Source organism: Rhodococcus sp. MEB032, assembly GCF_030208925.1.
Lineage (GTDB): Bacteria > Actinomycetota > Actinomycetes > Mycobacteriales > Mycobacteriaceae > Rhodococcus_F > Rhodococcus_F qingshengii.
In genome coordinates this window covers 209,238-230,917 of record NZ_JARVSY010000009.1, presented here as the reverse complement: position 1 = coordinate 230,917, position 21,680 = coordinate 209,238, and the positions used below count along the sequence as shown (strand labels likewise).

Sequence of the window (21,680 nt, the reverse complement as noted above, 5' to 3'; positions counted from 1 at the left end):
GAATACAGTGACCGCATCCATGCAGGATATTGAACACTTGTCCACTAATCGACTTTCGGTGGTTGTTCCGGTATTCAACGAAGAGAACGCGGTTTCCGGCTGCATCGAGCGTCTACTGACCGAGTCGGAAATCGATGAGATTCTGATTGTCGACAACAACTCGACGGACGGTACTGCATCGATCATCCAGGAGTTCGCCGAGAAGTACGACAAAGTCAGATATGTCTTCGAGGCCCGCCAAGGCGTCGTACACGCCCGGAACGCGGGCTTCGACGCCTCGACCGGCAACATCATCGGTCGTATCGACGCGGACACACGGGTACAACCGGGATGGGCAGATGCGGTCAAGAGTTTCTTCCAACGCAGCACCGCTCATTCAGCAGTTGCCGGACTCACCTACCTCTTCGAATCGCCGTTTGCTCGAATCCACCGCTACGCACTGGACAGGCAGGTGAAGCAGGGGAAGTTCGATTGCGAACGTCAAGTACTCGCTGTCGCCGGAGCGAACATGGCGATCAGAAAAAGCGCATGGTTGTCGGTCCGCGAGCAAGTCAGTGACCGGCCGGACATCCACGAAGATATCGACCTTTCACTGTGCCTTCGGGAGGAAGGGATGACGATCGGTCAGATCGCCGACATGCGAGCAGAAACGTCCGGTCGACGCGGTGAAACCCCTCCGTTGGAGTACCTGAAGTACAACCAAGCATCCGAATCGGTTCTGCACCTTCACAACATCATGAATTGGCGCCTCAAACTGACCATCTGGGGCGACTCGATGCTCCATGCGCTCGTGTGGCCCGTCTACCGCATCTACAACTTCGAGCAGGAGCGCCTGGAGTTCAGGCGCTTGTTCGGCATGTCGAAAGGTCGAATCATGCCAGTTCACCAGTAACCCATCGAATTTCGCTAATCGCCGAAGGTTCGCAGCCACCGAATTTCACGACAGTTTCAACGCCGTGATGCGGTCTTCACTGGAACGCAACAGCACCTTCTCCCCCGCCCACAGCTCGCGCGGCATCACCCAAGGCGTGAACTCGTCGTCCCCGTCCTGGACGACTTGGACCTCCCAACTCCGTTGGCCGGTCCTGACATCTGTTCCGTAGACGTTGCCCTCGTCGATAACGACATCCCCGTGCCAGGCGATCTCTCCGGCGCGCTCGGCGTTCGAGCGCCACAGGACCTCCCCGGTGAGCAGGTCCACGAACTGGACCTCGGGCTCGGAACCGGAGCGGGTCACGGCGATCACGTTGCCGATCACCGCCAACGACTGTGCGGTGTCGAAGACTTCACTGTTGGACCACAATTTCTCGCCCGAAGTCCGGTCGAAACCGCTGTGTCCCAGAATGATCGGAGTCGATCCTCCCGCCGGATCATCTCGGCTGTATCGTCCGCCGTAGTACGAGGACTCCGAAGGCAGTTCGTCCGTCCTGGCGAACTCGCGCCCGTACTGATCGAGCGCGTACTCACTTGTCGGACGGCCATTGCCTTCGCAACCGCCATCCGACACCAATGTCACCCCGTCGGACGATGTGTGCGCGGTCGAACAGGTGGAGTAACCGTGTACCCACCGCTGTTCGCCGGTCTTCACGTCGAATCCCAAGGACTCGTCGAGAGCGATCACGCCCAGGTCGCCGTGAACCGACATCACCGGATCGACGTATCCGGCTTCCCACGATCCACCGACGTCGAACGCTTTGGACCAGTTCGCTTCCGGATCGTCGACGGTTCCGCTGTGCACGCGAACGTCGTTGCTCTCGATATCACCTTCGAGCGCGAGTACGGTGTCGCCCGAGACAACCGCGACGATCGGCGACCACGGTGTCTTGATGTCTCGCCGCTCTCCCGTCTCGATGTCGAACAGCGAGTACGAACCACCGGATACGTACGGCCCGGAGAAACACAGCACCGAACTGCCGAGCAGAGTCTCGGAGCAACCACCGATGTCGACCGCCGACGTGCGCCAACGAACTGTGCCATCTTCGGCGTCCAATCCGACCAATTCTGCGTCGTCCAACGAATACGCCTGACGATCCGGCATACCGATCATCGTGACCACGAGTGATCCGGCGTCGATGAATCCGCCCATGTCCATGTTGAATTCGGTTCCAACAAGTGGGCTCCGGAAGATCGCGAACTCGCGCCCGAGAATCTCGGAGGCCTCGACGCTCCATAGCGGCGACGAGATCGCTGTCGGTTCGGAACTCGTCGACGTGACCACCGTGGCGATGGCGGCAGTGACGGTGACTACGGCTGCGGCGGCCGCGATCCGAAGTCGCGATTTCGGGGAGAATCTGGTGGTCATCGAATCTCCAAGCCTTCGGTCGTCGCGAGAAACTCCAACTGCGCGAACGTCATCGGATCGTTCGGGATCGCAGCCGACGACGAAACCGAGACTTGGGTCCCATTCGGGCGGGTGACGACCACCGACCTGCTCGTTTCCTGCGTCGATTCTGCTTTCGAGCCGTCATTTGTCATGGGCACGGTCGCGTAGTTCCGTTCGTCTCGCTCGATCACGGATCCATCCGGTCGCGTCACGACCTCCAAGGGGTGCCCGTCGTAGGAAGGGTCGTATTTGTTGGGCTCCGTAGGGAGTGGTTGTCCGCCGGTAATTGTCATGTTGAGCGTCGACTCGCTGTCTCCCGTCCGGGTGAGAAGTCTCTGACATGCAGTGGACTTGTCATTCTCCGCCACCGTCAGAGTGCCCGGTCCGGTATCAAGAATCGGAAAACCCGGAGGTACAGCGCGCCATCTGACTTCGAGGACCGCGTTGAGACGTTCGATCGTCGCGCGATCGAGTTCGGCCACGTCGCCAGAGTCTCGGGGGATCCCGTGGCACCCGGGCGAAAGCGGTGCCGTACCCGGCGGAGCAGGCGTCGTGATTCGCAGTTGCGGCAGGCTGACCAAGGACACCAGTTCGTCGATGGTCAGTGGAAGCGCGCCGCTTGCCTGAACCTCGGCGCCGACTCGATCGGCAGTGTCATCGAGATAGGCGTGAACTCGTGTGCCATCGATGCCGTAAAGGAACGCCGAACGAGAGAGAGTGCGTTGTCCGTTGATTTCACTCCACGAGTCCTGCACGTCCACAACTGAACCATCCGCGAGTGAGCGACGTTCGACGAGAGAACCGGCAATGCACGGAGGAACCGGCGCCTTACTGCTGTTGACCGAGACCGACAGTCCACCACTGGCCTCGCCTCGAAGTATTGTCGCCGACGCATCAGTGGACGCCAGATCCTCGATCGTCCATCCCTCGGGTAACTCGTCCGAGGTCGACGGTGCCGAGATCGGACCGAACTGGAGTGATCGGCTCGGACTGGCGAACTTGATCTCGACGCCGTCCGGAATCGCATCGGCGACCGCATCCGACATCGATACAGCTTTGGCGCCGGAAAACCACGGAAAACGTGGGTCGTCGTACGCGTCGTCGCCACCTGTCGATGTGAAGATCGAGATTCCGTGTTCGTCGTCCGGCGCTTCGACGCTTTCACAACCCGGAATCGTGGTCGGGTACACCGCGCTCGGCGTGACGTACGAGAATTCAGGCAGGTCCTCCGGCGCCATCTCTTCCGGTGTGGACGTCATGCTGATCGACGAAGTCGCAGCTACCGAGATGTCATCGGACGGCGAACTGCTCCACCGATCCACCAGCCCGGCAACCACTGTCCCGCCGGCGATCAGGGAGACGACCGTCAGCGCGAAGGTCCACTTCTCGGCCCGCTTCAAATCGGTTTGCTCCTTCGACACGTACCCTCGCAGTCACCGTCACGGCTCGCCCCCGATGCGCGTCGCCTCTGGAATTCCTGTCGCGATCACAGCAATTTCTGTTACCAACCGGATGGTTTCCTATCGCGCGGGCTCCGTATGAACACAGAAGAACGGGGTGCCAGTTGCTGTGCAACCGGCACCCCGTTCTGACTGCCTGAGTGCTTACACCCTCACAGGCACCTGATTCGGGTCTGGATCGGAATCCGGATCCTGCTCGATCGGAATCCGTCGAATCGCTTCACCCTCGATGTCGACGTTCGGCAGGATCTTGTCGAGCCACGCCGGCAACTTCCATGCCGAATCACCGAGAATCGACATGACCGCAGGGATCACGATCATGCGGATGATGAAGGCGTCGAAGAAGACTGCAGCCGCGAGGCCGAAGCCCATCATCTTGCTTGTCGTCTCCGAGGACAGCATGAATGCGCCGAACACGGAGATCATGATGATGGCCGCCGACGCGACCACGCGAGCACCATGGGTGTAGCCGGAGATGATGGCGTCCTTGGCCGACAATCCGTGCACGTATTCCTCGCGCATTCGCGTCACGAGGAACACTTGATAGTCCATCGCCAACCCGAAGACCACACCGATCATGAAGATCGGCAGGAACGAGATGATGGGTTGTGTGTGCTCGATCAGCCCGAAGTCGCCCTCCTGGAAGATGGCCACCGTGGCGCCGAAGGTCGCACAGACGGAAAACAGGAATCCGAGAGTTGCGGTCAGCGGCACCAGGATCGAGCGGAAGACGACCATCATGATGATGAACGCCAGCCCCACAACCACGATGAGATACGGGATGAGCGCGGAACTGAGCTTCGACGACATGTCGGCAACGATCGCGGTTTGCCCCGCTACACCGAGTTCTGCGCCTTCCGATTTCACCGTCGATCCGTAATCCCGGATCTGATTCATCAGCTCGTGAGTTTCGGGGCCGCTCGGTGACATCTGCGGGGTGACCGCGATGAGCGCAGAGTTGGCGCCCGCCATCGGGTTTGCCGCGTCGGGTCCGTTTCCGACCCACATCAACTGATCCGGAGTTGCGACGTTGTCGAGGCCCTTGATGTGCGCGACAGTGCCTTCGGCAATCGCGGTGATATCGGTGCCGTCAGGCGCGTCGAGCACGACGAACAATTCGCCATTGACGCCTTCACCGAACCCACGTTGCAGCAGGGCAAGTGCCGGCCGCTCTTCGTCCTGAGTGAACGAGAGTCCGAGTTCGAGCTTCGTCATCGGAATAGCCGCGATCACCAGAAGCACCAGCGCAGCACCCGCGATCGGCCACGGGTACTTGGTGACTATCTTGGCCCAGCGATGTCCGTTGGATTCCATCGTCTCGGGCTCGTCACCGTGGCGAAGCCCGGGGATACGAGGCGAGAACGCGAATCTGCCGAAGATACCCAGGACAGCCGGGATCAACGTGATTGCGCCGAGGACGGCGATGATGACGGCAACCGCTGCAGAGATTCCCATCTGGGTGATCATCGGAACCCCGACCACCGCCAGGGCCGCCAGCGCGACCACAACCGTCAGGCCGGCGAAGACGACCGACGAACCGGCAGTACCCACTGCGCGCCCGGCAGCGGCTTCCCTCGTTCCGCCCAAATTGAGCTCACTGCGGTAACGCGAAACGATGAACAACGCGTAGTCGATCGAGACTGCGATGCCGATCATCGTGACGATTCCCGTGACGCCTTCGTTGATGTCGAAGAAGCCCGAGCCGAGAGTGACAGTCAGAGTGGCCAGCGCAATTCCCAGAATTGCAGTGAACAACGGGATGAACGCCGCGATGAGTGCACCGAACGCCACGATCATCACGATGAACGCCACCGCGAAGCCGAGCATCTCCGACAGACCGCCCGCGGCCTGCACCTGCATCATCGAGCCGGTTCCTTCGACTTGCAAGCCGCCGGTGCGGAACTTTGCCATCAAGTCGAGGAACGCGGTCTTGTTGGCCTGCGTCTGATCCTCGATGCGAATCGACTGATTGAGCTGGATCAGCCCGACCTTGCCGTTGTCGCCGAGAACGGCCGACGCCACCGCTGGATTGGCCTCCGCGAGGGTGACCGGATTGACGATCTTCTCGGGATCGACGATGTCCGGCAACGTCTTCGCCTGCGCGATCAACTGATCGATCTGATCGCTGTGCGCGGCAAGCCCGTCGTCTGCCGCGATGAGAATACTGGTCGACGCCTGAGTTTGCTGCTCCGCTGCAGCTGCAAAGTTCTCGTTCATCAACTCGGTCGCACGCTGTGAATCGGTGCCCGGAAGGTTGAATTCTTTGGAGAACGTCGGATTTGTGGCGCTGATAGCGCCCCCCACCACCGCGATCACGATAATCCACGCGGCCACCACAAGATACTTGTGGCGGAAAGCAAACTTCCCCAACCTGTAAAGATACGTAGCCAACGTAGGCCTCTCTCGCCGTGGACTGGTCTGTCCGAAGAACACGGAGTCTTTCGGTGCCAAGGTCATACGGTACGGACCGACCGGCTCGTTGGCACCTGGTATATCTGCGAAAACGGCATATCCGGCGCGCTCTCCGTCTCCTTTTCAGACCGCTCGGTACCGTGGACACGACACGGGCAGGCGCCTCACCAGAGCAGACGTCGCGTAGTACGAAAGGCAATCCCATGAATCACGGCCAGGCCGTCGATCGCGATCTCCTCCTTGCAGGCCAACAGCGACTCGACGCGCGGGGGCCACGATTGACGGGATCACCTTCACACCACGCGGTGGTGGAGGAAGTCGCGAACGAACTGACCGAACTGGGCCTCGAAGTCCGGCGTGATTCACACACTTTCGAACGCTGGGATCTACCGGCAACGTCTGACGGACTTCGCATCGAATTGCCCACGGGGCCGATCAAGGTTTCGTCCGCATTCCCCTACTCGGGATTGACCGGCCCTCAGGGAATCTCCGCTCCCCTGGTCCACGTCAGCGCGCGACGCCCCAAGTGGTCCTTGGCCAGGGGCGCGATCGCAGTGATCGAGGTCCCGCACATCGATCTTCCGCGCAAGCTACTGGTCAGCGAGTGGGGTCCGATCGCCAACGACGAGACTCTTCGAAATCCGGTTCTCTCCGCGACTCTTCTTGGCCCGAAACTCGACAAGGCCCGCAAAGCCGGAGTGCTCGGCGTGATCGCGGTGTGGCGTGACATCGCTCCGGACAACGCGCTGGGACAATATCTTCCGTTCACGCAGCCGTACCACGACATCCCCGCCGTCTGGGTGGCCGGCGACGAGGGCAGGAAGGTTGTCGCTGCAGCTCGTTCCGGCCAGCGGGCCACTCTCGTTCTGGATGCAACTCTGCATCCGGACACCCGGACCGACACGGTGTGGGCGGTATCCCCGGGGACATCACCGGAAGAGACGATTCTGCTCATCACTCACAGCGACGGAACCAACGGCGTCGAGGAGAACGGGCATCTGGGAATGTTGGCCTTGGCGCGTCACGCCGTCGCGCAGCCGCATCGACGGTCGTACGTTTTTGTGCTGACGACCGGCCACCTTCGCATTCCAGCGGTGTCCAAGCACGGACAGGCAACGTCCACCTGGCTCGAAGCACACCCCGAGATGTGGAAGGGCGAAGACGGTCAGGCGCGCGCAGTAGCGGGGATCGCAATCGAACACCTCGGCGCACTGGGTGATACCGAGAACACCTCGATCGGCAGCTATTCGTTGGAGACCACTCCGGAACCGGAACTGCTCTACGCGACGAGTCGGGAAGTACACGACATCGTTGCACCGCTGTGGCGCGACATCGGGGCAGGCGATCGCCGAATCGTGGCGCCAGGACCGGTCATTCATTTCGGTGAGGGTGAACCGTTGTTCGAGCGGAAGATCCCGGCAGTCGCCTTGGTGACGGCGCCTCAGTACCTGCTCGCTCTGCGTGACGCCGACACCATCACGCACGTCGATCTCGACGCGATGGTCAAACAGGTCGAAAGTTTCCGCGATCTGCTCGACGCCTTCGACGCAACCGACACCGCGGCTTTCGGTCCGGTGGTCTCGCGCTCGGTGTTCGCGAAGTTCTCGGCGCTACTTCAGTTGATGCAGATTTTGTCGAAAGCCAAGAAATAGTGCTGTGCGCCTTTATTAACCGCCCGCGGTTAATAAAGGCGCACAGCAGTTGTCCTACTTGTCGTGAATGATCACGCCACGGATGTTCTTGCCGTCACGTAGATCCTGGTAGCCCTTGTTGACGTCTTCGAGGCTGTAGGTGTTGGTGATCAGTTCGTCGAGCTTGAGCTGACCGGCATCGTAGAGACGCAGCAGTCGCACGATGTCGTACTGCGGATTCATGGACCCGAAGAGCGTGCCCTTGATCGTCTTCTGATTCAGCGTCAGGTCGGTACCCGACACGTGAACGGTCAGCTTGGCGGGGTCGGCGAGTCCCGTGATCACCACGGTGCCACCCTTGCCGATCACTGCCGTCGCTGCACTGACCACGTCCTCGTCGACGGTGCCGACAAGGATGAGCGCAGCGTCGGCACCCTGTCCCCACGTCAGCTCGTTGACCTTGGCAGCGGCGCTCTCGGCGTCTGCAAAGGCATGGGTGGCACCGAACTTCAGTGCGGTCTCACGCTTGAGAGCAACCGGATCGACCACAACGACGTACTTGCAGCCTGCCGAAACCGCACCCTGAACGGCATTGATGCCGAGGCCACCGATGCCGTAGATCACCGCGGTGTCACCGGCGCGGAGGTTGCCTGCGTTGACGGCCGTTCCCCAACCCGACGGCACGCCGCAGCCGACGACCACTGCCGTCTCCAATGGAAGCCAGTCGTCGATCTTGACTACCGAGTGCTGAGAAATGGTGGCGCGCTCGGAGAACGTTCCCAACATGCACATTCCGCCGAAATCCATTCCGTTGCCGTGGAAACGGAAGGAACCGTCGGGCATCGAGCCTTCGAGGATGGTGGCACCCATGTCGCAGAGGTTCTGGCGACCGGTCGAGCAATAGCGACAGGTGCCGCAGTTGGGGATGAAGCTACACACGACATGGTCGCCCGGCTTGACCTTCGTGACGCCTGGGCCGACCTCTTCGATGATGCCCGAGCCTTCGTGTCCGCCGACGATCGGGTAACGCGGCGGGAGATCACCGTCGGTCAGGTGCAGATCCGAATGGCACAGTCCGGCAGCGGTGTACTTGATCAGTACCTCACCCACACCCGGGCCGTCGAGGTCGAGTTCCATGATCTCGAAAGGCTTTCCGGGCTCGAGCAGTACAGCAGCTTTGGTCTTCACTGGTGATCTCCTTGATTGTCGGACGAGAGAATGAGCGATGGGGTCGGTCAGAGAGCGATGTTGACGGCCTTGGTCTGGGTGTAGAGATCGATAGCCGAAGCGCCGAGCTCGCGGCCCCAGCCGGACTGCTTGTATCCACCGAAGGGCATTGCAGTGTCGAAGCCGTTGTACTGGTTGATCCACACCGAACCGGCCTTCAAGCGCTTCGCCGTGCGGTGAGCCTTGGAAATGTCCCGGGTCCAGATGCCGGCGGCCAAGCCGTAGATGGAATCGTTTGCGGCAGTGATCGGTCCGTCGTCCGCATTGAACGGCAGCGCCGCCACGACGGGTCCGAAGATCTCCTCCTGAACGATGGAGAATTCGGGCTTGACGTCAACGAAGACGGTCGGCTCGACGAAGTAGCCCTGATCGCCCCAGCGGTTGCCGCCCGTCAGTGCACGTGCGCCGTCGGCGATTCCCTCACGCAGGTAGCCGGTCACCTTGTCGAACTGCTCCTGCGAGACCAGCGGTCCGAGCTGGGTGGTGGGATCGAGGCCGGGTCCGATCTTGACCTGGCTCGCTGCGTGCGCGACGGCCTCGGTGAACTTCTCGAAGATGGTGTCCTCGACGTACAGACGAGTACCCGCAACGCAGCACTGTCCGTGGTTGAACAGCCACGCGTTGAGCGAACCCTCCACCGCGGAATCGAAATCGGCGTCGGCGAACACGATATTGGGGCTCTTGCCACCGAGCTCGAGCGTAACCTTCTTCAGATTGCCCTTGGCGGCGTCGACGATCTTCTTACCCACCTCGGTGGAACCGGTGAACGCAACCTTGTCCACGTCGTCGTGGCCGGACAGAGCAGCACCTGCATCGCCGAAGCCGGGAACGATGTTGACGACGCCGGGCGGGAAGCCTGCTTCTTCGAAGACCTCCGCGAGAAGCAGTGCGGTGAGCGGGGTCTGCTCAGCGGGCTTGAGGATCACCGTGTTGCCGGCGGCGAGCGCGGGGGCGAGCTTCCACGACGACATCAGCAGCGGGAAGTTCCACGGCACGATCAGTCCACATACGCCGATCGCCTCACGCAGGGTGTAGGCGTGGAACTCGCCGCCCGGAGAGAACGGCATCGACACGTTGACGGTGCTGCCTTCGATCTTGGTGGCCCAACCCGCGTAGTAGCGGAAAACGTCTGCGGCCCAAGCCACGTCGACGGCGGTGGCGATGGCAACGGACTTGCCGTTGTCGAGAGCTTCGAGCTGACCGAATTCCTCGGCACGAGCACTGAGAATGTCGCCGACGCGCCAGATCATCCGCTCGCGCTCGTTTGCCTTCATACGTGACCAGGGGCCGTCCTCGAAAGCCGTTCGAGCGGCCCGTACCGCGCGGTCGATGTCTTCAGCCTGGCCGTGTGCCACGTCTGCGAGCTTCTGTCCGTCAGCCGGGTTGTACGTCGCGAAGGTCTGACCCGAAGCGGCGTCGACGAATTCGCCGCCGATGTAGAGCTTCTTCGGTCCGTTCAGGAAACCCTGTACCGCGGAACTGATGGTGTGTTCGGCTACTGCCGTCATCGGAAACTCCCCTGAAGTAGTGAGGTGCGAATGTGATGCACGCCATATTTCCGCGCTTCCAGGGGTGCTAACTGTCCGAACTTTGTACAACTGAAGTCGGACAGCAAACTACACAGTGATGTCGAGCGCCCGCATCCGTGTGTAGAGAGTGCTTCGGCTGATTCCGAGTTGCGCCGACGCGTGAACCTTGTTGCCGCCACAGTCTTTCAACGCTCCGATGATCGCCTGGCGCTCGGCTTTCTCCCGCCCTGCCAACCGCGACACCTTGGTCGTGGTGCGATAGTCCTCGGGCAGATCAGCGACGTCGATGCGATTGCTCGAGCGTTCATCCGAGGCGCGATTCAACACGACGCGCAATTCTGCCAGGTTGCCCGGCCAATTGGCCGCCGCGAGTGCTTCGGCAGCGCTGGCGGTCAACCTCAGTTCTGGCGAGATCCCCTCCAACATTACTTGTGCCAACTCGGCGATCTCAGCCTGTCGCTCGCGCAGTGGGGTGATGACAACCCGGGAGGCGCATCGTGAGAGCAGCGCGGCGATGGTCGGCGGAAGATCAACTGCCGCTCCGCTGGTCAGTACGATTTTCGGCCCCTCAGCGCTGGCGTCGATCAGGTCTGCGACCAGCGGCAAGACCGAGTCAGGAAGGAGTTGCACCTGTTCGATCACGACCACGCCCGAACGCTTACGGGCTGCTCGCACGAGATCGGTGACCCACTGCTCACGGCCGTCGAACGCGATTCGCGTGGCATCGAGCCAACTCGCATCGACACTGCCGACGACATCCGATGCTGCCGAGGTTCGGCCGGATCCCGCTTCACCAGAGATCGCCACTGCGGCAGAGGTTGCCCGCGCCCGCATCAGGTCGCGCCGCAGTCGTTCGCCCGGAGACGGTGCCCGCTCGTGCGTTCTGCGGATCGGTGCCCGTTCCCGTTGGAGTGGTTCGACCAGGAAGAGCGCACCACCGTCAGCCCCGGAAATCCGGTCGGCTTGAACTCGCGCCAGAGCGCCGGACGCCAATTCGACTGTCACCAATCGTGATTGGTCCGGATTCAGGTCGGCAATCAAGGAACGGAGCGATACATGGTCTGCGGTGTCGAGCAGATCCAAAGCGGTTCGGTTGCTCAGCAGGATGTCGTCGCCGATGGCCGCGACGGCAATGTGGCGCTGATGTGAAACTCGCTGGAATGCGTCGACCAGCCGCTGCTCCGATGCTTTCGAGCCTTCGAGCAGCCGTTTCTCGATGTCCGCTGCAGCACGCGCAAGGAAGGGCGCGAACAGTGGGTTGGCCTGCGAGACAACGCCGGTCATGTCGAGAATGCCTTCGACACGACGTGTGACGGGATGCAGGATCGGCTGTCCGTAGCAGCTCAAACCCTTGAGGCTGTCGAGGAAATGCTCGTCACCGTGGATCACCACGCTTCGTCCGACCTCGAGGGGCGTACCGAGCGCGTTGGTGCCGGCGTGCTCTTCGCCGAAGCGTGAACCGTTGACGACGCCCAACCGCTCGATCGTTCGCTCGACGCGACTGTCGGAGTACACCGAAGCGACGACGCGGCATTCTCGATCAGCAAGCAGCACGCAGAAACCGGTGCCCGCGATCTGTTGCGAAACTTCGTCGAGCACGGGTGCGGCGGCCCGGAGCAGACGAGACTCACCGTCCTGCTCCTCGGTGTCCACGGCGATGGCCGACGACGGGTCGAGGCCACTGAGTCGAGAACGCTTCCAGGAGAGCGCGATCTCGGGGCGTACCGGCTCACGCTCCCCTGGGTTCGCGGACATACTCTCAGGCCTGACCGATCAATTCGATCGCCTGTTCTCGCATCGCGATCTTGCGGACCTTGCCCGTGACTGTCATCGGGAACTCGTCGACGACATGGACGTACCGCGGAATCTTGTAGTGCGCGAGCTTGCCGGTGCAGAACGCGCGGACTGAATCGGCGTCGAGATCATCTGCACCTTCGCGCATCTGGACCCACACCATCAATTCCTCGCCGTACTTTGCGTCGGGTACACCGATGACCTGCGCATCGAGAATGTCGGGGTGGGTGTAGAGGAACTCCTCGATCTCACGCGGATAGACGTTCTCGCCACCGCGGATGACCATGTCCTTGATGCGTCCCGTGATGGCGACGTATCCGGCCTCGTCCATGACTCCGATGTCTCCGGTGTGCATCCACCGGGCAGCGTCGATCGCCTCGGCGGTCTTCTCCGGGTTCTCCCAGTATCCGAGCATGACCGAGTAACCACGCGTGCACAGTTCACCCGGCTCGCCACGGGGCACCGTCAATCCGGTTGCCGGATCGACGATCTTGATCTCGAGATGCGGCCCTACCCGTCCGACCGTTTCGGTGCGCTGCTCGATCGAATCGTCCGAGCGGGTCTGCAACGACACCGGCGAGGTCTCCGTCATGCCGTAGCAGATGGACACCTCCGACATGCCCATGCGATCGATGACCTGCTTCATCACCTCGACCGGGCAGGGCGAGCCCGCCATGATGCCGGTGCGAAGGGACGACAGATCGAAGCTGTCGAAGTCCGGCAACGCCAACTCCGCGATGAACATCGTCGGAACGCCGTAGAGGGACGTGCACTTTTCGGCCTGAACGGCTTCGAGCGAAGCACGCGGATCGAAAGCCGGACCCGGAATGACCATGGCAGCACCGTGACTGGTGCACGCAAGGTTGCCCATTACCATGCCGAAACAGTGGTAGAACGGCACCGGGATGCACACCCGATCGACCTCGCTGTAGTGGCACAACTCGCCGACGAAATAGCCGTTGTTGAGGATGTTGTGGTGACTGAGCGTCGCGCCCTTCGGGAAACCGGTAGTACCCGAGGTGTATTGGATGTTGATCGCGTCGTCGGCCGACAACGCGGCCTGGGCTGCGGCGAGCGGAGCCGGATCGCTTGCCTGCGCCGCCAAGCCGTCTGCAAGCACCGCGTCCCACTCGGGTGAACCGAGCAGGAGCACCGACGTCAGATCCGGGCACTGCGGCCGCACCGTCTCGATCATCGACGCGTAGTCCGAGGTCTTGAAGCTGGCCGCAGACACCAGCGTCGAGATCCCGGCCTGCTCGAGCACGTACTGCAACTCGTGCGAGCGGTACGCCGGATTGATGTTGACCAGGATCGCGCCGACCTTTGCCGTCGCGTATTGCGTGAACGTCCATTCCGGACAGTTGGGAGCCCAGATTCCTACCCGATCGCCCTTCCCCACACCACGGGAAAGTAGTCCGACAGCGAGCCCGTTCACCTGCTCGGCGAACTCCCGGTACGTCCATCGTCGACCGCTGGCGTGGTCGATCAACGCATCGCGGTCGCCGTGTGCGGCAACCGTGCGATCGAGGTTGTCTCCGATGGTGTCGCCCAGCATCGGACCGTCCCATACTCCGGACGTATAGCTGGGCAGCGGCGTACTCACGTGTTCTGTCCTCTCCGGTTACCTGTTCAGGCACCTATGAGAGGGGCCGCCGCAGCGGACCCTCTCATCTACGAATTTACTCGATTCGGTGTGATGCACGACATACTTCCCGGTGCGGGGTGGCCGTAACTGTTCAGAGTCCGGACACCCCACCCGCCTGCTGTGCGCCTTTATTAACCGCCGGCGGTTAATAAAGGCGCACAGTGGTTACAGCGCGTGGTCCTTGGTCTCGACGAGTGCCCAGGTGCAGATCAGGCTCAACACACCCAGGATCGCAAGCATGACTCCGATGGCCATGCTCCCGTAGGCCGAGGCCAGCGGTGCGGCGATCAGCGGCGGCACTGCCCCACCGAGCACTCCGGCGAGGTTGTAGCCGAGGCCGGCACCGGTGTAGCGGTAGCGGGTCTGGAACATTTCCGGAAGCAGCGCACCGCAGGGGCCGTAGGCGATTCCGAAGATCATGAGCGTGCCGAACATTCCGATGATGAACGCGATCGGCGATCCCGTGTCGAGGAGCGGGAACAGCACCAGCGCCCAGACGACGGCCAGACCACACGAGATCATGATGACCTTGCGGCGCCCGATGCGGTCCGAGTACAGAGCGGAAACGACGATCGCCGCACCGAAGACAACCGCGGAAGCGATACCGACAGACAGGACGAACGGACGGGAGAAGCCGAGGGTCTTTGTTCCGTAGCTCGTCAGGAAAGCCGTGCCCATGTAGAAGAACGCGAACAGGCAAGCCAGGGCGCCTGCCGAGAGGAGGATCTCCTTGGTCTGGAACCGCCAAGCATCCAGGAACGGGAGGGTGCGAGGTGCTTCGTTCTTCTGCTCCGCGACGCGCTCTGCCTGCTCCGCCTTGAAGACGGGAGTCTCCTCGATAGCGAGTCGCATGTAGAGGCCGATGCCGACCAACACGATGGAGAACAGGAACGGGATACGCCAGCCGTAATCGAGGAAAGCCTGGTTGGTGTCGCCGAGAACTGCGCCGGTGATGAGGAAGGTACTGCTCGAGAGAACGAATGCGATTGCAGGGCCGAGCTGCGGGAACATCGCATACAGACCACGTTTGCCCGGTGGAGCGTATTCCGCGGTGAGCAAGGTTGCGCCTGCCCACTCACCACCGACCGCGAAACCTTGGCCGAATCGCAAGAGCACCAAGATGATCGGGGCCGCGACACCGATGGTTGCAGCACCCGGCAGCAAGCCGATCAGGAGCGTCGAGATACCCATGAGCAGGAGCGTCGAGATCAGCGTCTTCTTGCGACCGATGCGATCACCGAAGTGTCCGAACAACATTGCGCCGACGGGCCGGGCGATGAATGCGACTGCGAAAGTCGCAAACGATGCGACAGTTCCCGCAGTGGCACCGAGCGCGGGGAAGAACACCGTCGGAAAGACAAGTGCCGCAGCGGTTCCGTAGATGAAGAAGTCGTAGAACTCGATAGTCGTGCCGATGCAACTCGCGATTGCGACGCGCCGCACACTGGTGGTGTTCTGCGGGGGCTGCGTCGCACCTGCGGCACTCGCACCCCCGGCGCCGGCGGCACTGGTGCCGCCTGTGGGAGAGACTGTGGTCACTCGATTCCTCCGTGGTCCCGTGGTGTCGCCCTGTGGGCATCACCGTCGATAGGAGGAAAGGTAGTGATGTGGCTCACCCCCGCACTACCCCCGAAAGGGGGTAGGAGTGATCTCGGTCACCACTTGTATGCAATGGTAACGAGTTTCACGACCCTCGACATGCCGCAGGCCGTCCGATTCGTTCTCACGAATCGGACGGCCCTCGAGAAACGGCGTCACGGTGCAACGCTACGGATCAAGCCTTACCGGCAGCCCCGAACAGTTCCTGACGGATCTCGCCCCACACCGTGGCGTAGGAGTCGATGATCGGTTCGGAAATCCACTTGGACTCCCCCGCTTGCACTTTCGCGAGAGCATCCGAGAAGAGATCCTGGTAACGAGACAACCGCGGAACGAATGCCGACAGATCGTCGAACAGGTTTGCAGCCCGGCTATCCAACTCTGCAAGGGAATCCGCATCTGCGTCGTCGATGAGCGCGGCGAACTCCTCGTCCAAGGGAAGGAACGCCTCGTACACCTCACCGATGGAGTCCTCGTCGATCGAGACGCGCTCGGCGTCCAACTGATCTTCGAGTTCTGCCAAACCTTTCTCGGTCAGGCTGATGGCGTTTTCCGCTTCGACCGCTTTGCCCTGCGCGACAAGTGCGTCGTACGCAGCTTGACCGGAAGCCGAGCTGACGCCCAGGTGCTCGGCCAGGACGACCGCTCCGACCCGCTCCTTGAGACGTACTGCTTGGAGCAGTGCCAACTCGTCCACATTGCCAGCGAAGGCCATCGATTTCTCCTACTCACGTGCCGCCTCTGCGGCTCCAGCATCACGGCGGACACCCGTGGGTTTCCGCAGCCCGACAAAGGGCTCGACAGAATCAGATCACACCCCGATCGATCGTTGTGAAGTCACCGCGACAAGTCGACCGTCACGCGACGGTATCGGCCTGATCGGGGATCACGCTGCCGTCTGCGCGGGTCACGGCACCTTTTGCCCCGGCCGCGTCGGTGTAAGCATCGGTCGAGCAGTGATAGGGAGCGTCCGCCCGGGACTTCGGTTCGATGAACATGGGGTTGACCAGCCATTTCCCGTCACTGTTGTCGTAGGCATTGCACATCAGTTCGGGATTGTTGCGGTTGATCACCAGGCGCGCACCGGTCGCATCTCCGAGGAACGTCACGTCGGTGACAGAATCACCGGCAGCAAATACCTGACGTCGATCGGCGGCCAACTGCTCGAACGCCGTAGGCCCTTGAACCCCGTAGACAACCTCGTTGACCTGGCACCGCTTCCCGTCGATGTACGGAATGACCGAGTCGTCACCGTCCGCAACCCCACCACATCCCCGCAGGCGCCCCGTCAGAACGCCGCCCTCGACGATCGGCCGAACTCCCATCACGTGATCGGCATCCAATCCCAGCTGCTCCGACCAGACACGAACGACCGGTTCGGCCGACGCGGAGATGATCCGCACGTCGAATCCATGAGCGCCGAGGGTTTTCACCAAATCTTCGACTTGCGCGTAGTAACGCACCGAGCCGTCGACTTCCGTGGTACCGACGGTCTGATCGGATCCTTCTGCAGCAGCGAGATTCTCGGCACGCGCTGCGCGGGCGTACTCGGTGATCTCGTCCTCGGTGTGCCCTGCCATCAACTGCACCGCCCACGCGTATGCAGCCTTGGTCCGGCGGTGATCGTAGCCGTCGAATGCAACCTGTCCGTCGCGAGTCTTCTCCTCGAGTACCGCAACGATCTCGTCAGCGCAGTCCAAGTCGGTACTGGTTACCAAGGGTTGACCCGGGGCGGTCTCCGAGCCACACGCGGCGGAAAGTGCGGCAGCGCCGGCTGGAGTCATGAAGCGACTGGTGGTTGCCCAGTCCGCTCCGGCGGGCTGTAACACCTTGTTGTTCTTGATCATCCAGAATGCAGTGGCGCTTCCGATGTCGTTCTTGACAACTGTGTTGTCCCAGTCGAAGAGCGCCAACGGAGCTCCGTCATCGACATCACCTGCAGCTCCACACGTTCCGAACTCCGTCATCATGGCATCCAACCTCACACGGTTGTCGCCGTACCACGCCAGACTGGGATCCAACGCAGCACAGGATGAACCACTCTGCGCCACATCTTCTTTCGGGGCGCTCTCGGCCGAACTACATGCAGTTGCACTCAACAGGACACTACCTACCGCCAACGCACACAGGGCGCGGGCATGCAGCGAACGGAACATCGATTCCCTCGTTTTCGTCGTGATTCGGGTACGACGGCATACCCGAGTGTCGATCGACCCGGGTATGCCGTGCAGTTGTCAATTAATCGAGCGTCAGCACTTCTCTCGACGCAACGGCGTCGGCGCGAGAGGTGTCCTTGAGGTCGACGCCGGAGCGGCCCAACTGGCGCGCTCCCGTCACCAATCCCAGGACGACACGAGCAGCCTGCTCGTATCCGAGTCCCTCGGGTGGGTGGACATTGGAAATGCAGTTTCGATCCGCGTCGGTACGACCGACGCGCGGAAGGTGAGTCAGATAGATCCCGACGCTGTCCGCAACGGAGAGCCCTGGACGTTCGCCGATCAGGACGATCGCCGTCTGCACTCCCATCGCGGCAGCGATGTGATCACCCAGTGCCACACGGGCATTCGTGGCGATCACCGGCGGCGCGATCGAGTACCGCTCCCCCAACACCGTGACCAACGCAGACAGTAATTGCTCGCCGTGGTCCATCAGTGCTCGCGGCGAGAGTCCGTCGGCGAGGATGAACCCGATTTCCTTGTCGGAACTCGCGATCGCACCCAGGTCAGCCGGTTGGCGCCCCAGGTCGGGTCTCCGGAGATACTCACTGCGGGTGGAGACGCTGCTCGCGACCACCACCGGCGCCCCGATGCCCACCCCTTCGACCCGACTGGCAAGCGTCTCGGAGTCGAGTGGCTCGTGGACCGCGTCGCGGGCTGCAGCGTGCGCTGCCTTGAATTCGAGAACCCGCTTGGTGGGCAACGAATCACCGGCGCGGCCCAACCCGATACGCGATTGTGTGGTCTTGCGCAGTGGACCCCAGAAATCGAGGATCGGTGCCTGATCTTCGGTCATGAGTTCACCGTCAAAGCCCGCAGCGGCGACATTTCGGCATCGATCGGAAGAACCCGACCGTTTGCGTCGGTCATCCCCAAGTTGTGGAGCCAGGTCTCGAACTCCGGGGCGGGCTGCAAACCGAGAACCTTACGCACGTACAGCGCGTCGTGGAACGCCAGACTTTGATAGCCGAGCATCACATCGTCGGCGCCGGGCACCGCGATCACGAACGCCGCGCCGGCGACGCCCAGCAAGGTGAGCAGGTTGTCCATATCGTCTTGATCGGCTTCGGCGTGGTTGGTGTAGCAGACGTCCACTCCCATCGGCAGCCCGAGGAGTTTTCCGCAGAAGTGATCCTCCAAGCCCGCGCGAATGATCTGCTTGCCGTCGTAGAGATACTCGGGACCGATGAAGCCGACCACGGTGTTGACCAGCAGCGGTTCGAGATCACGTGCCACTGCGTATGCCCTGGTCTCGAGTGTCTGCTGATCGACCGGGGCTCCGCCGGTGCCGTAGTGTGCACCTGAGCTGAGGGCGGACCCCTGCCCCGTCTCCAGGTACATGACGTTGTTGCCGACCGTTCCGCGGTTCAAGGAGCGCCCGGCCTCGTTGCCCTCACGCAGGAGCGGAATGTTCACTCCGAAACCGGAATTGGCGCCTTCGGTACCGGCAATCGACTGGAAGACAAGATCGACCGGCACCCCCGATTCGATCAGTCCGATCGTGGTGGTCACGTGCGAGAGCACGCACGACTGAGTCGGGATCTCGAATCGCTGACGGATGTCGTCGAGCAGGTGGAGCAGATCCGAGGTGGCCTGGGGTGAGTCCGTCGCCGGGTTGATACCGATGACGGCGTCGCCACATCCCATCAGGAGACCGTCCAATGTGGCCGCCGCGATGCCGCGTGGATCGTCTGTCGGGTGGTTTGGCTGGAGTCGGGTGCTCAGCCGGCCGGGCAGTCCGATGGTAGTGCGGAACCCCGCGGTGACCGTGATGGCCTTGGCGACAGCGATCAGGTCCTGATTGCGCATGATCTTGCTGACCGCGGCAACCATCTCGGGGGTCAGACCGGGACTCACGGCGGACAAGCGTGCTGAAGCTTCCGGCGCCGACGCGGTCTCGAGCAACCAGTCTCGTAGTCCGCCGACAGTCAGGTGCGCCACCGGCGCAAATGCGAGGCGATCGTGGCTGTCGATGATGAGCCTGGTTACCTCGTCGTCCTCGTACGGAACCACCAGATCTTCGAGGAACACCGTCAGCGGAAGATCAGCCAGAACCCATTGGGCAGCAGCACGTTCGGCGTCGGAGCTTGCCGCGCAACCGGCGAGTTCGTCGCCCGAGCGCAGCGGCGTCGCCTTCGCCATCAGATCGACGAGGCTGTCGAACGAGTAGTTGGTTCCGGATACCTGCTGGTGATACTTGGCCATCCCGCGACTCATCCCAATTCTTCTTCCGCCTGTGCAAGTACAGCAAACTCCTCGTCCGGCGAGTTGGCAACAAGGTGGTGGCGACTGTAGAGACCGAAGTACGCCATGAGAACACCGAAGGCGACCAACGTCAGCAATGCCGCAACGGGATCGACCAGGAAGGTGGCCACCACCGACACTGCCGCGATCACGAGTGCAAACGAGGTGGTGGCGATACCGCCGGGCGTGCGGTACGGGCGCGGCATGTTCGGCTCACGCTTACGAAGAACGATGTGACTCACCATCATCAGGACGTAGCTTACTGCCGCGCCGAACACCGCCATGTTGAGCAACATTGCACCTTCACCGGTGAGTGAGAGCGCGAAGCCGATGATTCCGGGTACGACGAGAGCGAGAGTGGGGGCTTTGCGCTTGTTGGTCACCGACAGGTTCTTCGGCAGGTAACCGGCGCGCGAGAGCGCAAACGTCTGGCGCGAGTAGGCGTACATGATCGAGAAGAAGCTCGCGACCAGACCGGCGAGGCCGATGTAGTTGACGGCCTTTGCCGCTCCGCTGTCCCCCAGCGCCTCGACGAGCGGATTTCCGGAGGTGGACAGGGCGTCTGCGCCGAGCGCACCGGTGGCGAGGAAGAGAACCGTTGCGCCTGTGACGATCAGGATCAACATGCTGATGATGATGCCGCGGGGGACGTTCTTCTCCGGCTCACGTGCTTCCTCGGCGGCCAGCGGTACACCTTCGACAGCAAGGAAGAACCAGATCGCGAAGGGCACGGCGGCCCAGATTCCGAGCAGACCGAATGGCAGGAACGACGACGATCCGACTGCGCTGGTGTCGACGGCGATATCGGTGAGGTTGGACGAATCGAAAAGGCCGACAGCCGAAACCGCGAACACGACCAGGCCGACGAGTGCAATGGCGGTGATGATGAACATCGCCTTGAGTGCCTCACCGGCGCCGGTGAGGTGAATGCCGATGAAGATCGCGTACACCGCGAGGTACACCCACCAGCCGTCGGTGATCCCGAACAGGTTCAGCGACTCGACGTACGCACCGATGAAGGTCGCGATCGCTGCGGGCGCTATCGAGTACTCGATGAGAATCGCTGTGCCGGTGGCAAATCCACCCCAGGGCCCCATGGCCCGTCGGGCGAACGTGTACCCCCCGCCCGCAGCCGGAAGTGCCGACGACATCTCGGCCATACCGAGCACCATCGCCAGGTACATACCCGCGATGACAACCGCCGCGATGAGAAGGCCACCGAAACCACCTTCGGCCAGACCGTTGTTCCAGCCGGCGTAGTCACCGGAAATCACATAGCTGACACCCAACCCCGCAAGCAGCACCCACCCTGCTGTTCCCTTTCGGAGTGTTCGTTTCTCCAGATACGAATTGTCTTCCGCATGGAAGTCTGCGCCGTCGTGGTGTGCACCCGCGGCACCGGCGTTTTTGCCGGTTGCGTGGTCGGAAAGAGACATGTCCATCCTCTGAATCGGTCAAGAATGAGACGACGCACGGTGGATGCGTCGCGTGAAATGAACGGTATGTGGGCGATGTACGGAGAAGGTCGCCTGGAGATGACCGTGCTGTTAACTGGCTGTCATGTGAGCGGCCCCGAGTCTGTTCAGATCTTCTTCAGGCT

15 protein-coding genes are annotated in these 21,680 nt (G+C 61.8%); 2 read left to right on the top strand and 13 right to left on the bottom strand.

Annotated elements, in window-relative coordinates; genetic code table 11:
- Positions 1 to 19 precede the first annotated feature (19 nt).
- Positions 20 to 892: a glycosyltransferase family 2 protein gene (locus tag QRN54_RS10100; RefSeq protein ID WP_285181907.1), complete on the top strand. Its 873-nt coding sequence runs from the start codon at positions 20 to 22 to the stop codon at positions 890 to 892.
- Between the two features lie 45 nt (positions 893 to 937).
- Here the strand turns inward: QRN54_RS10100 and QRN54_RS10095 are convergent, their stop codons facing one another.
- The 3 genes from QRN54_RS10095 to QRN54_RS10085 all read right to left on the bottom strand — a co-directional run bounded on the left by QRN54_RS10095 (position 938) and on the right by QRN54_RS10085 (position 6,174).
- On the bottom strand, positions 938 to 2,302 hold the full coding sequence (locus QRN54_RS10095) for an outer membrane protein assembly factor BamB family protein (RefSeq protein WP_042922394.1): 1,365 nt from the start codon (positions 2,300 to 2,302) through the stop codon (positions 938 to 940).
- Positions 2,299 to 3,744, bottom strand: coding sequence for a hypothetical protein (locus QRN54_RS10090; protein WP_054827684.1), 1,446 nt, complete (start codon positions 3,742 to 3,744; stop codon positions 2,299 to 2,301). Before QRN54_RS10090 ends, QRN54_RS10095 begins: the two co-directional genes overlap by 4 nt.
- A 183-nt stretch (positions 3,745 to 3,927) precedes the next feature.
- Complete coding sequence (locus QRN54_RS10085; RefSeq protein WP_047268953.1) at positions 3,928 to 6,174, bottom strand: MMPL family transporter; 2,247 nt, start codon at positions 6,172 to 6,174, stop codon at positions 3,928 to 3,930.
- A 224-nt stretch (positions 6,175 to 6,398) separates the two neighbouring features.
- Between QRN54_RS10085 and QRN54_RS10080 the strand changes: the two genes are divergently transcribed.
- Positions 6,399 to 7,847: a zinc-binding metallopeptidase family protein gene (locus tag QRN54_RS10080; RefSeq protein WP_285181906.1), complete on the top strand. Its 1,449-nt coding sequence runs from the start codon at positions 6,399 to 6,401 to the stop codon at positions 7,845 to 7,847.
- A 54-nt stretch (positions 7,848 to 7,901) separates the two neighbouring features.
- On the opposite strand, the gene QRN54_RS10075 is transcribed toward QRN54_RS10080, so the two are convergent.
- The 10 genes from QRN54_RS10075 to eat all read right to left on the bottom strand — a co-directional run bounded on the left by QRN54_RS10075 (position 7,902) and on the right by eat (position 21,522).
- Positions 7,902 to 9,014 (bottom strand): NDMA-dependent alcohol dehydrogenase, encoded by a 1,113-nt coding sequence (locus tag QRN54_RS10075; protein WP_003942086.1) that lies wholly within the window; start codon positions 9,012 to 9,014, stop codon positions 7,902 to 7,904.
- A gap of 47 nt (positions 9,015 to 9,061) precedes the next feature.
- Positions 9,062 to 10,561 carry an aldehyde dehydrogenase family protein gene (locus QRN54_RS10070; RefSeq protein WP_019744236.1) on the bottom strand — a complete coding sequence of 500 codons (1,500 nt, stop codon included), beginning with the start codon at positions 10,559 to 10,561 and terminating at the stop codon, positions 9,062 to 9,064.
- Between the two features lie 108 nt (positions 10,562 to 10,669).
- Positions 10,670 to 12,337: a sigma-54-dependent Fis family transcriptional regulator gene (locus QRN54_RS10065; RefSeq protein ID WP_003942072.1), complete on the bottom strand. Its 1,668-nt coding sequence runs from the start codon at positions 12,335 to 12,337 to the stop codon at positions 10,670 to 10,672.
- Positions 12,338 to 12,341: 4 nt separating this feature from the next.
- The gene (locus QRN54_RS10060) at positions 12,342 to 13,931 is read right to left on the bottom strand and encodes an AMP-binding protein (protein WP_285181918.1); all 1,590 of its coding nucleotides are present in this window, start codon (positions 13,929 to 13,931) and stop codon (positions 12,342 to 12,344) included.
- Positions 13,932 to 14,186: 255 nt separating this feature from the next.
- Complete coding sequence (locus QRN54_RS10055; RefSeq protein ID WP_085998903.1) at positions 14,187 to 15,464, bottom strand: MFS transporter; 1,278 nt, start codon at positions 15,462 to 15,464, stop codon at positions 14,187 to 14,189.
- Positions 15,465 to 15,795: 331 nt separating this feature from the next.
- Positions 15,796 to 16,335: a hypothetical protein gene (locus QRN54_RS10050; protein WP_054186891.1), complete on the bottom strand. Its 540-nt coding sequence runs from the start codon at positions 16,333 to 16,335 to the stop codon at positions 15,796 to 15,798.
- A 142-nt stretch (positions 16,336 to 16,477) separates the two neighbouring features.
- A complete protein-coding gene (locus QRN54_RS10045; RefSeq protein WP_054186892.1) occupies positions 16,478 to 17,776 on the bottom strand; it encodes an HAD family hydrolase in 1,299 nt (432 codons plus the stop codon).
- Between the two features lie 82 nt (positions 17,777 to 17,858).
- Complete coding sequence (eutC, locus tag QRN54_RS10040) at positions 17,859 to 18,632, bottom strand: ethanolamine ammonia-lyase subunit EutC (RefSeq protein WP_054186893.1); 774 nt, start codon at positions 18,630 to 18,632, stop codon at positions 17,859 to 17,861.
- Positions 18,629 to 20,053, bottom strand: a complete 1,425-nt coding sequence (locus QRN54_RS10035; protein WP_285181905.1) for an ethanolamine ammonia-lyase subunit EutB — start codon at positions 20,051 to 20,053, stop codon at positions 18,629 to 18,631. Before QRN54_RS10035 ends, eutC begins: the two co-directional genes overlap by 4 nt.
- Positions 20,050 to 21,522, bottom strand: a complete 1,473-nt coding sequence (gene eat, locus QRN54_RS10030; protein ID WP_003941913.1) for an ethanolamine permease — start codon at positions 21,520 to 21,522, stop codon at positions 20,050 to 20,052. Before eat ends, QRN54_RS10035 begins: the two co-directional genes overlap by 4 nt.
- Positions 21,523 to 21,680 lie beyond the last annotated feature (158 nt).